At 72.8% G+C, this 15125-nt stretch carries 10 protein-coding genes; 1 reads left to right on the top strand and 9 read right to left on the bottom strand.

Features of this window, described 5'->3' with window-relative positions:
• Positions 1-31 precede the first annotated feature (31 nt).
• On the top strand, positions 32-880 hold the full coding sequence (locus KBY19_RS27955; protein ID WP_210957588.1) for a cyclopropane-fatty-acyl-phospholipid synthase family protein: 849 nt from the start codon (positions 32-34) through the stop codon (positions 878-880).
• A gap of 126 nt (positions 881-1006) precedes the next feature.
• Here the strand turns inward: KBY19_RS27955 and KBY19_RS27950 are convergent, their stop codons facing one another.
• The 9 genes from KBY19_RS27950 to KBY19_RS27910 all read right to left on the bottom strand — a co-directional run.
• A complete protein-coding gene (locus KBY19_RS27950) occupies positions 1007-2269 on the bottom strand; it encodes a cytochrome P450 (RefSeq protein ID WP_185016032.1) in 1263 nt (420 codons plus the stop codon).
• Positions 2266-4791, bottom strand: coding sequence for a type I polyketide synthase (locus KBY19_RS27945; RefSeq protein WP_210966958.1), 2526 nt, complete (start codon positions 4789-4791; stop codon positions 2266-2268). Before KBY19_RS27945 ends, KBY19_RS27950 begins: the two co-directional genes overlap by 4 nt.
• Before the next feature lie 17 nt (positions 4792-4808).
• On the bottom strand, positions 4809-6245 hold the full coding sequence (locus KBY19_RS27940; RefSeq protein ID WP_185016030.1) for an FAD-dependent monooxygenase: 1437 nt from the start codon (positions 6243-6245) through the stop codon (positions 4809-4811).
• 46 nt (positions 6246-6291) lie between these two features.
• Positions 6292-6762 carry a nuclear transport factor 2 family protein gene (locus KBY19_RS27935; protein ID WP_185016029.1) on the bottom strand — a complete coding sequence of 157 codons (471 nt, stop codon included), beginning with the start codon at positions 6760-6762 and terminating at the stop codon, positions 6292-6294.
• Between the two features lie 30 nt (positions 6763-6792).
• The gene (locus KBY19_RS37345; protein ID WP_210966957.1) at positions 6793-7230 is read right to left on the bottom strand and encodes a nuclear transport factor 2 family protein; all 438 of its coding nucleotides are present in this window, start codon (positions 7228-7230) and stop codon (positions 6793-6795) included.
• On the bottom strand, positions 7223-8320 hold the full coding sequence (locus tag KBY19_RS27925; protein ID WP_185016027.1) for a MupA/Atu3671 family FMN-dependent luciferase-like monooxygenase: 1098 nt from the start codon (positions 8318-8320) through the stop codon (positions 7223-7225). The genes KBY19_RS37345 and KBY19_RS27925 overlap by 8 nt, the downstream gene beginning before the upstream one ends.
• Positions 8317-9813 carry an NAD(P)/FAD-dependent oxidoreductase gene (locus KBY19_RS27920; protein ID WP_185016026.1) on the bottom strand — a complete coding sequence of 499 codons (1497 nt, stop codon included), beginning with the start codon at positions 9811-9813 and terminating at the stop codon, positions 8317-8319. Before KBY19_RS27920 ends, KBY19_RS27925 begins: the two co-directional genes overlap by 4 nt.
• Before the next feature lie 63 nt (positions 9814-9876).
• Complete coding sequence (locus KBY19_RS37340; RefSeq protein ID WP_210966956.1) at positions 9877-14385, bottom strand: type I polyketide synthase; 4509 nt, start codon at positions 14383-14385, stop codon at positions 9877-9879.
• Between the two features lie 5 nt (positions 14386-14390).
• On the bottom strand, positions 14391-15125 hold a 735-nt coding region (locus KBY19_RS27910; RefSeq protein ID WP_247691496.1), incomplete at its 5' end, for an acyl carrier protein.

The following is a 15125-nucleotide window of genomic DNA, read 5'->3' as shown; positions in this document are numbered from 1 at the left end:
GCAGGATCGTCGAGAGATCGGGAGGAGTTCCATGAACTCTCCACCGGCCGGGCCCCCCGCGTCCGACCTCATGGCCGACTATTACAGGTTGCTGGGAGAACTGCTTCAGATGGCCTGGGGGGACAATTTCCACCTCGGGTACTGGGAAGGGCCCGACGACACGAGTTCGGTCCAGGAGGCCACCGACCGGCTCACCGATGTGCTCGCCGCACGACTGCGGGTCGGCCCGGGCTCCCGTGTCCTCGACGTGGGCTGCGGCATCGGCAGCCCCGCGCTGCGTGTGGCGGCCACCACGGGTGCCGGCGTGTTCGGCATCACCACGACCCCCGAGCATGTGGAGCAGGCCGCGGAGCGCGCCCGTGAACAGGGCATGGCGGACCGGGTGACGTTCCAGCAGGCGGACGGGATGGACATGCCGTTCGAGCCCGAGTCCTTCGACGCCGTGCTCGCACTTGAGTCGATCATGCATATGGAACGGCCCACCGCGCTGCGTGAGATGGCCCGGGTGCTGGCTCCCGGCGGGCGGCTGGTGCTGACCGACGTGTTCCCGCTCGCGGAGGAGGCGAGCGACAACCCCCAGGCGTTCGGCACCCTCTTCGGCGACGCGCCGGTCAGCGAGCAGGACCCCGGGATGGCCTCTCTGGCACGGTTCGAGGACTGGCCGGACCTGGTCTCCGCGGCCGGGCTGCGGCTGGACGAGCTGACCGACATCACCGAGAACGTCCAGAACACCTTCCCCCGTATGCTCGACGGCTTCATCGACCGGCGCCGGGAGTTCGAGCGGCAGCACGGCGTCAGCGTGGAGCAGGTGCTCGACCACACGCGGCAGGCCAACCCGGTGGCCGCCGGCTGCCTGGTGATGGCCGCGCACAAGCCCTGAGCGCGGAGACGGTACCGAGGTGCGGCGGCGGGCCCCTCCTGTGCGACGGGTCCCGCCGCACACCACCGCCAACCGCCCGCGCCGACTGCCGGCCCAGTCCCGAAGGCCCGGCCCGGGCCCGGTCGCTCAGGCGGCCCTGGCGGTGCCCAGCGACAGCGGGAGTCGGACCAGGACCCTGGTGAGCGGCTGGGCCTTCCACTCCAGACGGTCCTCCGGCACGCCGAGCGCGAGGTCGGGGTACCGGCCCAGCAGCCCCGCAAGGGCGACCTCCGCCTCCTGGTTGGCCAGCATGGCGCCGAGGCAGTAGTGGATACCCTGCGAATATCCGAAGTGGTGCGGCCCCGAGGCATCGGCGCCGCGGGTCACGTCCAGGCGGCCGGGATCGGTGTACCGTCCCGGGTCGTGGTTGGCCGAGCCCAGCACCACCTGGACGCAGTCACCCCGCCGGATCAGGGTGCCTCCCAGGGTGATGTCCTCGGCCGCGTACCGCAGTTTGCTCACGACGGCGGGGCCGCACCAGCGCAACAGCTCCTGTACCGCGCCGGGCATCAGGCCGGGATCCTCGCGCAGCAGCGCCAGCTGGTCCGGGTGGGTCAGCAGTGCCACCAGGCCGTTGCCCAGCAGCTGCGAGGTGGTGGGATACCCGGCGATCATCAACGCGAGCACCATGGTGACCAGTTCGGTGTCCGAGAGCCTGCCGTCCCCGTCGCGTGCCTGGACGAGTCCGGTGAGCAGATCGTCGGTCGGCTCGGCACGACGCCGGTCGGCCAACTCACCGATGTAGACGGCCACCTCGGAGAGCATGGTGTTCAACCGCCGCGGTTCCATGCTCATGTAGTCGCTGCCCCAGCCCTGCCACCGCGCCACGTCCGTGCGCGGGACGCCCAGCAGCTCGCAGATGACCATGATGGGCAGAGGGTGGGCGAAGTGCGCGATGAAGTCGACCGAGCCGTCCTCTGCGGCGTGGTCCGGCAGCGCGGTCAGCAACTGGCCGGTCAGGGCCTCGACACGCGGACGCAGCTCCCTGACGCGGCGCGCCGAGAACGCCCGGGTGACCAGCTTCCGCAGCCGGGTGTGCTCCGGCGGATCGGTACGCACCAGCTCGCCGGCCAGGTACGGAATGAGGTCCGGCCCGATGCCCATCTTCTCCAGCACCTCGGCGTACTCGTCCGTCCGCCCCGGTACCGAGCCCGAGTTGGTCACGAAGCGCCGGTCGTTGAGCACCGCGCTCACATCGTCGTGCCGGGTGATGATCCACACCGTGCTGCCGTTGAGATTCCCCTGGGCGATCGGGTTCTCCTCGCGCAGCCGGTTGAACCCCCCGTAGGGGTCGTGCAGCAGCTCGTGGGCCGTCAGCAGATATCCGTGTGACAGGTGTTTCGTGGTCATGAGCCCTCCTCGTCGACGGGCACGCTCTCCGCCAGCCAATAGCGCTGCCGCTGGAAGGCGTAGGTGGGAAGGGGGACGGTGCGCGGGCGGCCGGCTCCCTCGAACAGCGCTGCCCAGTCGACCGCCACTCCCTGCACATGGGCCCGCGCCAGGGCGCTGAGCAGGGCGTGCTCCTCGCTCTCCCCGGCGTCCGGACGGGCGGAGGTGTACAGCAGTCCCGGCGCGGGGGCCTCGGGCACCGGGCCGAGGTACAGCAGCGGTCCCTCCGCGGACTGTGCCGGGAGGACCGGGCAGGGCGGCGCGGGCCGCGTCAGCTGTTCCAGCCAGTACTCCGGGGCGGCGGCGCGTTCACCCACCGGTTGCCCCGCCGGGTCGCAGACGAGCGGAACGGCCGGCTTGTCGAACGTCACCGTGCCCAGCAACTCGCGCAGCCGAGCCTGTACGTCCGCGTCCTGCGGCGTGCCCTGCGGGCCGTGCAGCGCGGCGCGGGCCGCGACCAGCTTGCCGGCGTCGTGCAGCCCGAAGACACCGGCGAGGTATGCGGCGGCGATCTCACCCACGCCATGACCCACGAACGGGCCGGGATCGATCCCGGCGGCTCCCAGCAGCCGCGCCAGGGCGACGTGCAGCGCGAACACCGCGGACGCCGCATACACCGGCTGCTCCCGCAGTTCGCGGCCGCCCGTGAACAGCGCCTCCCGCACCGGGCGTGCGAGCTCCGCGTCGAACTGTGCGCACACCTTGTCGAAGGCGGAGGCGAACACCGGGAAGCGCGCGTACAGCCCGGCCCCAGTACCGGGGTGCGGAGCGGTCCCCTCGCCGAACACCAGACCGGCCTTGCGGGCGCCCGCGCCCTGCGGACCGCCCGCGGAACCGTCGCCGACCACCACTTGTGGATGGGCCGTGCCGGCGGAGAGCGCTTCCAGCCCCGCCACCAGTTCACCGCGGTCCTCGCCGAGTACGACGGCGCGGTGCTCGAACACCGACCGGCCCGTGGCCAGTGACCATCCGACGTCCAGCGGCGTCAGACCGGGACCAGCGGCCACATGCCCGGCCAGCCGCGCCGCCTGTGCCCGCAGCGCGGAGGGGCTGCGGGCCGACAGCACCCACGGCACCGCACCGGCCGAGCGGTCGTCCCCGGGATCCGCGTCCGGAGCTTCGGGGGGCTCCTCCAGGATCAGATGGGCGTTGGTGCCGGAGACGCTGAACGCCGATACGCCGGCCCGGCGCGGTCCGTCCCGGCGCGGCCACTCCACAAGCTCACCGGCCACCCGTACGGCCCCGGACCGCCAGCGGACCAGGGGCGTCGGCCGGTCCACACCCAGCGTCGGGGGCAGCACCCCGTGCTGCATGGCCAGCACCATCTTCACCACGCCGGCCACCCCGGCGGCCGCCTGGCAGTGCCCGACGTTCGGCTTGCTGGATCCGAGCCACACCGGCTCCCCGTCCGGGCGGTCCTGGCCGTAGACGGTCAGGACCGCCTGAGCCTCGATCGCATCGCCGATGGCGGTGCCGGTGCCGTGCCCTTCGACCGCGTCGACGGCGCCCGGCGCCAGTCCGGCGTCGTCCAGGGCCTGGCGGAACAGCTGCTGGCGGCCAGGCCCGTTGGGCGCCGCCATGCCGGTGCTCGCGCCGTCCTGGTTGACGGCCGAGCCCCGGATGACGCCGAGGATGCGCCGCCCGTTGCGACGCGCCGCCGACAGCCGTTCCAGCAGCACCAGGCCGGCGCCCTCGCCCCACACCATGCCGTCCGAGGCCGCGGCGAACGGTTTGCACCGGCCGTCCGGCGCCAGCTGGCCCTGGTGGGCGGAGAGCAGGAGAGTGTGCGGGCTGTACATGACGGCGGCGCCGCCGGCGAGCGCCAGCTCGCACTCGCCCCGGCGGAGCGACTGGCAGGCCAGATGCATCGCGGTCAACGACGACGAGCAGGCGGTGTCCACCGACACCGCGGCGCCGACGAGCCCCAAGGCGTACGCCACGCGGCCGGAGGCGACGCTCGCGGCGTTCCCGTTGCCCAGGTGCCCCATCAGCTCGGGAGGCAGCGTGCGCAGCCGGGAGGCGTAGTCGTGGTACGAGACACCCGCGTACACCCCGGTAAAACTGCCGCGCAGCGTCCGCGGATCGATGCCCGCGCTCTCCACCGCCTCCCAGGCGACCTCCAGCAGCAGCCGCTGCTGCGGCTCCGTCGCCAGCGCGTCCTCCGGGCCCATGTCGAAGAACTCGGCGTCGAAGTCCGCCGCTCCGTCGAGGAAGCCGCCCCTGGCCCGTATCCCGGCCCCGGACAGCCACCGAAGGTCCCAGTCCCGGTCCGAGGGGAGGTCGCCGAGCGCCTCCCGCCCGTCGGCCAGCAGCTCCCACAACTGCTCCGGGGTGCGGACGTCACCGGGGAACCGGCAGGCCATCCCGACGATCGCGACGGGTTCCTCGGCGCCCGATTCCGCCTCGCGCAGCAGCTGCTGCGTACGGTGCAACTCGGCCGCCGTCCATCGCAAGTACTCGACGACTGTGCTCGTGTCCGTCATGCCCGGACTTCCGTCCGTCACCGCGCCACGGCGCCGCGCGCGCCGACGGCACTGCGCGGGCGCAGGCCCACGAGATCCATCTCCTCCTGGCTCAGCGGTGGCTCCGCCAGGTCGGGACGCATCCCGTCCGAGTGCAGCAGCGCCATGAAGTCGCTGGAGCCCAGCGTGGACTGGGGAGACGTCATGCTCATCACGTCCGTCACCACGTCGGACACCTCGGGGGAGCGGATCGACCGGCCCGCGACCAGATCGGCGAACGTCTGCCGTGCCGTGGCACCACCGGTCAACCGGGGATCGGTGGCGCTGTTGCGGCAGTTGACGAACGCGATGTCCTTGGAAGCGGCCATGATCCACGGATCGTCCACCGCCGCGCTGATCGCCCGCTGCGCGCGGTGCGCCGCGCCCGGACCGAACGGCCGGGACAGCTGCTCGTCCAGCGCCGCGGCACCCCGCGCCGCCGCGCTCATCCCGTGCCCGTAGATCGGGTTGAAGACGGCGAGCGAGTCGCCGAGCACGACCAGGCCGTCCGGCCAGTGTGCCAGGCGCTCCGGATACAGCCGCCGGTTGATGCCGAGCCGCGAGGCGGACACCGGGGTCAGCGGCTCCACCTGGCTGATGAGGTCCTTGACCAGCGGATCGCGCAGTGTGTCCGTGTAGGCGAGGAAGTCCTCTTCACGCGTAGGCAGTTCACCGCCCCGGGTGCAGGAGAGGGTGACCATCCACTGGCCGTCCTCCTGCGGATACACCACACCGAACCGGCCCGGCTTCCGCTCACGGTGGTCGGCGGCGACGTTGACCGCGGGGAACAGCTCCGTCGCGCCCTCCGGCGCCCGGTACATCCTGCTGGCGTACGCCATGCCGACGTCGACCACGTCCTCCTCCACGGCGGGCAGGCCCAGACCCGTGAGCCAGCGCCGCACCCGGGAGCCGCGCCCCGAGGCGTCCACCACGAGATCCGCCTCCAGCGTCTCGCGGACGCCGCTGTCGATGTCCCGTATCCCCACCCCGGTGACGCGTCGTCCGTCGCCGGCCAGCTCCAGGACCTCGGTCCGCTCCCGCAGCGTGATCCGCCCGCCGGCCAGGATCCGGCGGCGCACCGTCCAGTCCAGCAGCGGGCGGGTGCACATCAGTCCGAACTGGCGCGGCGGGAAGCGGTGCTGCCAGCCGTGCGAGGTCAGCGTCACCAGGTCCGTCTGGAAGCGCAGCTTGCGCGCCCCGGCCGCCAGCAGCTCCTCCGACGTACCGGGCAGCAGATCCTCGACGATGCCGGCGCCCTCCGACCACAGGATGTGGCCGTGGCGCGCCTGAGGCGTCCCCCTGCGGTGCCTGGGCTCGTCCGGCAGGGCGTCGCGCTCCACCACGGTGACGCTGTCCAGATGGCGGGCCAACACGTGGGCGGCCAGCATGCCCGCCCAGCTGCCGCCCACTACGATTCCATGTCCGGGTCGTGTCACGATTCCCTTCCTTCACGTCGCTGCGCCCGACGGCCGGCCACGCGCCCTAGGCGGGCCTGGCCCGCTCCCTGGCCGCCCGCCCCATCTCCGTGAGCTGCTGGGCGACTTCCGCGTAACTCCCGACACCTGCGGCCCCGGGGCCGTCACCGACATGGGCGTCGGTCATGCCCCAGAACGCCTGCACATGCCTGCTCAGACCGTCCTCGCCGACCTCCATGATTCCGATGACCTTGAAGGTCATCCGGGTCGGCTCCTCGACGGTGATGGTCGACGGGACCACCACCCATCGTTCGTCCATGGACGTGACCACCCGGCCCGGTGTCTCGTGCACCCCGCCCGCGACCGCCTCGGCGATCCGCTCGCGCAGCTCGGCCCTGCCCCGCAGCGGGCGGGCACCGACCGGGTCCTCGAACACCACGTCCTCCGTGAACAGTTCGAGCAACCCCTCCACGTCCCCCTCGTTGATGCGCCGGGCGTACTCGTGGACCATGTGTTTTCTGCTCGCCTCGTCTGGCATGCCGCCTCCCGCACGGGCCGATCGGTGATGTCACCGGGTGAGTTCGAGGTCGGACCGCCCCCAGAACGCCCGCAGGTCCTCGATGAGGCCACCCACTCCGGTGCGCAGCACCAGGACGTACGCGCAGGCGAGCCGCCTGCCCTCCGCATCGGGCGGCGGAACGAGCCAGCCGCGCTCGGCGAACGCGGGGCCCTTGGGGAGGTAGTCCATGACGGCGAGGACCGGCACCAGTGCGTGCAGGCCGTCCTGGCCCGCGACCGGCTCCCCGACGGTCTCGCTGATCCCTGCCTCCACGCACTGCGCGAAGTGCTGCCGCAGCGTCTCCCGTCCCCGCTGCCTGCCCGAGCCGACGGGGTCCTCGAAGGTGACGCCCTCGCTGTACATCTCCATGAGACCGTCGAGATCACCGCCGCTGAGCCGCCGGCTGTGCTCCACGACGATCTTCTTCCGCGCGATCTCGTCAATCACCGCTGCCCTCACGGTGCCGTTCGAGGGCGGATTTGCGCAGCATCGCGATGTACGGCAGCCCTTGCAGCACCGCCTCGTCCTCGACGCCGAAGTCGATGAGGCAGGCGATCTCGTCCACGCCCGCCGCCAGCAGCCGGTCGACGACGGGAAGCGCCGTCTCAGGGGTGCCGAACAGGCCGTTGTGCGTGTAGTAGCGCTCGAAGGCGAACTCCGCCAGGCTCCGCTTGCCGGCCGCGTCGGGTGCGTCCGGGTGCCCGCTCGCCTGACTGATGTGCGTCTCGATGTACTGGACCAGCGGCTCGTGGACGGTGGCGCGGACCTCGGTCTCCGACGGGCCGAGAAAGGTGTGGATCATCATGGTGACCCGTCCGGCCTCCGGTGCGTGACCGCTCCTGGCGCGGGCCTCGCGGTAGGCGCGGACATGGCCCGCGATGTCGTCGAGGGTGGTGGCGACCAGCGCCGTGAGCACGTGGTAGCCGCACTCGCCCGCCCGCACCCAGGTCTCGCGCGTGCCGACGGTGGCGATCCACGTCGGCAGCTCCGGCTGCACGGGCCGCGGATAGGTCGTGCGCAGCAGCTGCTCACCGGCGCCTTCCCTGGCACCCGGTGTACGGACGTCGACCGGTCCGCCGCGCCAGAGCGCGCGCACCGTGTCGATCCGCTCGAAGGTCTCCTCCCGCCGTCGGCCGTAGTCCGCGTCGGAGAGGAAGAAGTCGCCCGGCGACCAGCCGGAGGCGGCGGCGATACCGACCCGCCCGCGCGACAGGTTGTCGACCATCGCCCATTCCTCGGCGATGCGCACCGGGTGGTGGAGCGGCACGACGACGCTTCCGGCGCGGATACCGACGCGCTCGGTGACCGTGGCGATGCCCGCGGCGAGCACCGCGGGGTTGGGGTAGGGCGCGCCGAACTTGTTGAAGTGCCGCTCGGGCACCCAGATGCTGTCGAAGCCTTCGGCGTCGGCGAACTTCGCCGCCTCCAGCACGAGGTGATAGCCGGCTTCCTTGCTGCGCTCGCGGTCGTCGGAGAAGAAGAACAGGCTGAACGACGGCTGTCCCCCGGCCGTACGGGGGTCGGGACGGTCGGTCACGACGGGTGACCCTCCTCGCTGACGGGGCGTGCGGAGCTGACGGAACCGGCGGTGGCGGCGAGGCCGCCCGGGGCAGCGGCGGTGGCAGCGGGAGCGCGGGCCCCCAGGTTCACCAGAGCCAGCTCTTCCGCGCTCAGCGGGGGAGCGGCCAGTTCCGGCCGTAGCTCGTCCCGCGACATCAGGGCCAGGAAGCGGCTCGTGCTCAGTTCCGCCGGGGAGACCGAGAGGCTGGCCACGTCGGTCATCACCGCGCTGACAGCCGGGCTGCGCAGCGCACGCGTGTCGATGAAAGCGGAGAACTGGTGCCGGTCGGCCGCTCCGCCCGTCAGCCGCGGGTCGGTGACCCGCACATGGCAGTCGACGTACTCGATGTCCTTGGAAGCCGCCATGATCCACGGATCGTCGACGCGCTCGCTGATCGCGCGCTGCGCCTCGCGGGCCGGGTGCGGGCCGGGCTTGGCCAACTGCTCGTCGAGCGCGGCGACCCCGCGTGCGGCCGCGCTCATCCCGTGCCCGTAGATCGGGTTGAAGACGGCCAGCGCGTCACCGAGCACCAGCAGCCCTTCGGGCCAGGCGTCGAGCCGTTCCGGGTACAGGCGGCGGTTGGCGCCGAAGCGCGAGACCATGACGTCGCTCAGCGGCTCGGCGCCTTCGATGAGGTCGGCGACGAGCGGGTCGCGCAGGGTCCGCGCGTAGGGCACGAAGTCCGCCTCGCGGGAAGGCAACTTCGCCCCCCTGGTGCCTGCCAGGGTGACGATCCAGCGCCCGCCCTCCTGCGGATACACGGCACCGAAGCGGCCCGGCTCGCCGCTGTGCGGGTCGGCTGCGACGTTCACCGGCGGGAAGCCGTCGGTGGCACCGGGCGGGGCCTGGTACAGGCGCGAGCAGTAGGCCATCCCTGCGTCGACGACGTCCTCCTCCAGTGGAGGCAGTCCCAGGTCGGCGAGCCAGTTCGGGAGCCGGGAGCCCCGTCCGGTCGCGTCGACGACCAGATCGGCCCGGAGCGTCGTCTCCGCCCCGCTCGTCGTGTCCCGTACCCGTACGCCCGTGATCCGCTCCGGCTCACCGAGGAGCTGGACGGCCTCGGTGTGCTGCCGTACGTCGATGCTGCCGGTGGACAGCGTCTCCTCCCGCACCACCCAGTCCAGCAGCGCACGGCCGCACATGATGCCGAACTGCTGGGAGGGGAAGCGGTGCTGCCAGCCGTGCGGGCCCAGCGTCACCGCGTCCCGCTGGAAGACGATGCGCCGCGCGCCCGCGTCGGCGAGCCGGTCCAGTGTGCCGGGCAGGAACTCCTCGACGATGCGGGCGCCCCCGGACCACAGGATGTGGCTGTGCCGTGCCTGGGGCGTCCCCTTGCGGACGCGGGGTTCGGCCGGGAAGACGTCGCGTTCCACCACCGTGACATGCCGCATGTGCCGGGAGAGCATCCGGGCAGTGAGCATGCCGGCCCAGCTGCCACCCAGAACAATTCCCCGTTCGGGTTCGGTCATGGATAGCCTCTCGTCGTGTTTCGAGGCGGCGCGACGCCGTCCGGTCATGGTTGTCGCCGCCGCTTAAGCGGACCTAGCGCCGGCCTTACCGGCAGCTGCTCTGCCGAGGGATTCGTCGACGAAGGTGAGAAGTTCCTGGAGGGAAGCGGATTCCAGTTGCGCGACGGCGCCGTCATCTCTCGCTGCCGCCCGCGGTTCCTCCACCTGCGCCAGCAGGGCCTTGAGGCGTCTCTTGAGCGCGGCCCGCCCTTCGTCACCGTCTTTGAGCAGGCCCGGGAGTGTGCTCTCCAGGCGGGCGAGTTCGTCGCAGACGGAGGTGATCGAGACGGCGTGCCGGGGAGTAAGTTCGGTCAGCAGGAATTCGGCGAGCGCGGTGGGATTCGGATGGTCGAAAACAGCGGGTGTCGTCAGGAACAGCCCCGTTGTGGCGGCCAGTTTCTCGGCCAGTTCCGTCGCGGTCAGCGAGTCGAAACCGATGTCGAGAAATCCCCGGTCGGCCGGTACCAGTTCGGGCCCTTCGTGGCCCAGCACTTCGGCGGCGTGACTGCGTACGAGGTCGAGCAGCAGCCCCAGTCCTTCCTCGGGCGGCAGCGAGGTGACACGGGCCGCGAAGGCAGCGGACCCCGCGGCGCCCTCGGCGGTTCCGTCGGCCGGGCCGCCCGGAGCGCCGCCGTTCGCCGCGGCGGGCCGCGCGGGGTGCCGTGCCTGCGGCGCGCTGCCCGGGGTGTCCGCGGACCGCGCCACCCGCTCGCTCGCCGCGCGCAGCCTTTCGGCGTCGACGGGACGCCACCGTACGGTTTCCGCCGTCAGCACCGGCCGCCCGGCCGTGTCGGCCAACGTCAGCCGGGTGCCCTCGGCGCCGTCCGGGAGGGGCGTGAGCCGGGCACGTACGGCCCTGGCTCCGGTGGCCCACAAGACCACCTTCGACCAGGAGGACGGCAGGCGTGGAAGGTGCCCTTCCCCGGGTTCTTCAGCGGCCCCTTCTCCGGTCCCTTCCTCAGCCCGGTCGGTGGCCCCGGCAGGGAGCGCCGGGTGGAGGGCGGCCTCCAGCAGCGCCGGGTGGAGGGCGAACCCGGCCGGTGTGCCGGCGGCTTCCGGCAGCGCGACGTCCGCCAGCAGCGTCTCCCCGTCACGCCACGCCGCGCGGACGCCCCGCAGTGCGGGCCCGCAGTCGTGGCCCGCCTCGGCGGCCGCCGTATACAGCACTTCGATGTCCATCGGCTCCGCGTCGGGCGGTGGCCACGCCTCGCCCAGGTCCTCCTGCCGACCGGGGTGTTGCGGTGACGTCGCGGTGAGCACGCCTTCCGCGTGGCACGCCCACCCGGCCGACGCACCGTTGGGGTCCTCCGCTTCGGGGCGCGTGTCCACCCGTACGGAGCGGTGGCCGTCGTCCCCGGGTGCGCCCACGGTCACCTGTACCAGGAGCGCCCCGGCAGCGGGCAGCACGAGCGGTTCACGGAGCGTCAGCCGGCCTATTCCGCCCGGGCATCCGGCCTCGTCGGCGGCGCGCAGCGCCCAGTCCACCAGTGCGGCGCCGGGCACGGAGGCTGTCTTCGCCACCCGCTGCCCGTCGAGCCAGCCGGCGCCGTCGGCGGTGATACGGCCGGTCAGGAGCAGACCGCCGTCGAGAAGTTCCCAGGAGGCCGTGAGCGATGGGTGCTCCACGGGCCGCAGCCCGGTCCCGCTCACCTCGCCGGTGCGGCGGCCGGGCGTGAGCCAGTACCGCTCCCGCTGGAACGCGTACGTCGGCAACGGCACGGTTCGGGGACGGGCCCCGGCGAAGAACGGTGCCCAGTCGACAGGGTGGCCGTCGGCGAACAGCGCCGCCAGCGCCCGTGCCAGGGACAGTTCCTCGGGCTGCTTGGCGGACAGGGTGGGCAAGGTCGCAGCGCGTCGTCCGCGCTGCTGCGCCGCGGGGCCGTGCTGGAGCGTCTGCCTGGCCGCCGTGCTCAACGTGCGGTCGGGGCCGAGCTCCACGAACGCCTGTGTCCGTGCGGCGATGTGTGACACGGCGGGGTGGAACAGCACGGGCCGGCGGATCTGCTGGACCCAGTAGTCCGGGGTGGTCAGGAGTTCCTCGGCGGGTTCCCCGGTGAGATTGCTCAGCAGCGGGAGGGCAGGCGTGCGGTAGGCCAGGCCGCCGATGGCCGCTGCGAAGTCGTCCAGCATGGGCTCCATCAGCGGGGAGTGGAACGCGTGGCTCACCGCCAGCGACTTCGTCTTGCGCCCCCGCTCCGCCCACGCGGCCGCGATCCGGGAGACCAGTTCGGCGGGCCCCGACAGCACGGTGGTGCCCGGGGTGTTGAGTGCGGCGAGCGAGACGTGGCCTTGGCAGGCCGTCAGGTCCTCGGCGAGTTCCTCCGCTTCCGCCTGGACGGCGGCCATGGCGCCCCCGGGTGCGAGACGGCCCATGAGGCGGGCCCGCGCTCCCACCAACCGGCAAGCATCGGGCAGATCGAACACCCCGGCCGTGTGCGCTGCGGCGATCTCGCCGATGGAGTGCCCGATCACCGCGTCGGGGCGTATCCCCACCGACTCCAGCAGCCGCACCAGTCCGACCTGCAGCGCGAACAGACCGGCCTGCGCATAGGTCGTATGGTCCAGTACCTCACGCGGCCCGGAGAAGACGACATCCCGCAACGGGTGTTCCAGGTCGTCCGCGAGCTGCGCGCACACCTCGTCGAAGGCTGCGGCGAACTCCGGGAACCGCGCGTGCAGTCCGGCGCCCATGCCGACCCGCTGGCTTCCCTGACCGCTGAACAGGAACACGGTCCGTCCGCTGCGGTCGGCGGGACCGGGCTCCGCACCCGAGGTGAGTACGCCTTGGTGCTCTTCGCCCGCCGCCAGCGCGCGGACGGCCGCGAGGAGCGCGTCGCGGTCCCGTCCCGTCACCACGGCCCGGTGCTCGAAGGCGGTACGGGTGGTGGCGAGGGACCAGCCGATGTCGGTGGGGGACTGCTCGGGGTGGGCGTCCGCGTGTGCGGCGAGTGCCGCGGCCTGGCCGCGCACCGCCGCCGCGCTGCGGGCGGACAGCATCCAGGGCAGCGGGAGCCCGGCGGTCCGGCTTCCCGGGCCGGCGTCCGACGTCCTGGGCCGTTCCTTCGGGACTGCCGGGACGCGGGCCGGGGTGGGGACTGGTGCGTGGGACGGGGGGTGGGCCGGATCGGCGGCCGGTTCCGCGCCACGGGCGTCCGTCGCCTCCTGGAGGATCAGATGCGCGTTCGTGCCCGAAACCCCGAACGACGAGACACCGGCGCACCGTGGAGCGTCCCTCGCGGGCCACGGCTCCGGCCGGTCCAGCAGACCGATCCCTCCGCTGTCCCAGTCCACATGCGAGGTGGGCGCGTCGAGGTGCAGGGAGGCGGGAAGCGTGCCGTGCCGCAGCGCCATCACCATCTTGATGACGCCCGCGACTCCGGCGGCGGCCTGGGTGTGGCCGATGTTGGACTTCAGGGCGCCCAGCCGCAACGGCCGCTCCGCCGAGCGCCCCTGGCCGTACACCGCGAGCAGCGCCTGGGCCTCGATGGGGTCGCCCAATGTGGTACCGGTGCCGTGTGCCTCGACGGCGTCCACGTCCTGCGGCGACAGTCGCGCATTGGCCAGCGCCTGCCGTATCACCCGCTCCTGGGCCGGGCCGTTGGGCGCGGTGAGGCCGTTGCTGGCACCGTCCTGATTGACCGCGGAGCCGCGGATCACCGCCAGTACGGGGTGGCCGTTGCGCTCCGCCTCCGACAGCCGTTCCAGCAGCACCGTGCCGACGCCGTCCGCGAAGCCTGTACCGTCCGCGGCCTCGGCGAACGGCTTGCAGCGGCCGTCGGCGGCCAGCCCGCGCTGCCGCGTGAACTCGACGAAGATGCCCGGCGTCGCCATCACCGTCACCCCGCCGGCGAGCGCCAGCGCGCACTCGTCCTGGCGCAGCGCCTGACAGGCCAGATGGATGGCCACCAGGGACGAGGAGCACGCGGTGTCCACCGTCAGTGTCGGCCCCTCCAGCCCGAAGGTGTAGGCCACCCGGCCGGACAGCGCGCTGCCGCTGTTCCCTGTGGCGATATGGCCGGCGACGTCCTCGGAGACGGTCTCGCCCGCGAGCGTCATGTAGTCCTGCGAGGCGACGCCCGCGAACACGCCCGTACGGGAGCCCGCCAGCTCTTCCCGGACCAGGCCCGCGCGCTCGAAGGTCTCCCACGCGGTCTCCAGCAGCAGCCGATGCTGCGGATCCATCGCCACCGCCTCGCGCGGGCTGATCCCGAAGAAACCGGCGTCGAACAGGGGTGCGTCGTGGAGGAACCCGCCCTGGTCCGTGACGCTCCTGCCGGGGCCGTCCGGCCGGGTCAGCGTCTCGAGTGGCCAGCCGCGGTCGACCGGGAAGGCCGAGACGGCGTCCACGCCGGACGCCACCAGCCGCCACAGGTCCTCGGGGCCGTGCACCCCGCCCGGCAGGCGGCACGCCATACCGACGATCGCGATCGGCTCCCGCGCCCGCTCCTCCAGTTCGGTGACCCGCCGCCGGGCCTGCCGCAGATCGGCGGTGGCGTGCTTGAGATAGCGGCGCAGCTTCTCGTCGTCGGCCATGTCCCTCAATCCCGCTCGGACGGCGTGTCGTGGTCGGCGGCAGCTGGGTGGCCGTGCCCGCTCAGCTCGCTGTCGAGCATGTCGAACAGCTCGTCGTCGGTGGCGGTCTCCAGCCGCACGTCCTGGTCGGAGTGCGCGGCGGTATCCGCGGGCCCCGCTACGCTCCGCAGCAGCTCCTGAAGCCGGGCCGCGACCCGCTCCCGTCCGCCGTCCGGCAGCGCGGTGACGGCGGTGGCGACCGTGTCCAGCTCCGCGAGCACCGAGGCGGCCGGGTCGTCGTCCTCAGCCATGCGCTCGCCCAGCACCTCGGCCACCGCCGTCGGGGTCGGATGGTCGAAGACGAGCGTCGCGGGCAGCCGCAGTCCGGTGGCGGCGGTGAGCCGGTTGCGCAGCTGGACGGCTGCCAGCGAATCGAAGCCCAGCTCACGGAAGTTCCGCTTCGCCGGTACGGAAGCCACCGACTCGTGCCCGATCGCCGCCGCCGCGTGCGCGCGCACCAGATCCAGCAGGGTGCGGTGCCGGTCGGGCCCGGACAGCGTGGCGAGCGTACGGGCCAACTCTTGCCCGCCGCCCGCGTCGGCGCCGCCGCTGCCGCTGCCGCCGCGCGGTGCCGAGCCGCGCACCAGGTGCCGGAAGACGGCGGGAACCCCCTCACCGACCCTGCGCCGCATGCCCGGCAGATCCAGCCGTACGGGCACCAGCAGCGCGTCGTCCCTGCCCAGAGCCGCGTCGAGCAGCGC

This window comes from Streptomyces sp. B15 (assembly GCF_018070605.1).
Taxonomy (GTDB): domain Bacteria; phylum Actinomycetota; class Actinomycetes; order Streptomycetales; family Streptomycetaceae; genus Streptomyces; species Streptomyces smyrnaeus.
This window is presented reverse-complemented; position numbering and strand designations above follow the sequence as displayed.

Coding starts and splice junctions, on each gene's coding strand:
- KBY19_RS27955 (WP_210957588.1), top strand. CDS start 32: ATGAACTCTCCACCGGCCGGGCCCCCCGCGTCCGACCTCATGGCCGAC.
- KBY19_RS27950 (WP_185016032.1), bottom strand. CDS start 2,269: ATGACCACGAAACACCTGTCACACGGATATCTGCTGACGGCCCACGAG.
- KBY19_RS27945 (WP_210966958.1), bottom strand. CDS start 4,791: ATGACGGACACGAGCACAGTCGTCGAGTACTTGCGATGGACGGCGGCC.
- KBY19_RS27935 (WP_185016029.1), bottom strand. CDS start 6,762: ATGCCAGACGAGGCGAGCAGAAAACACATGGTCCACGAGTACGCCCGG.
- KBY19_RS27920 (WP_185016026.1), bottom strand. CDS start 9,813: ATGACCGAACCCGAACGGGGAATTGTTCTGGGTGGCAGCTGGGCCGGC.
- KBY19_RS37340 (WP_210966956.1), bottom strand. CDS start 14,385: ATGGCCGACGACGAGAAGCTGCGCCGCTATCTCAAGCACGCCACCGCC.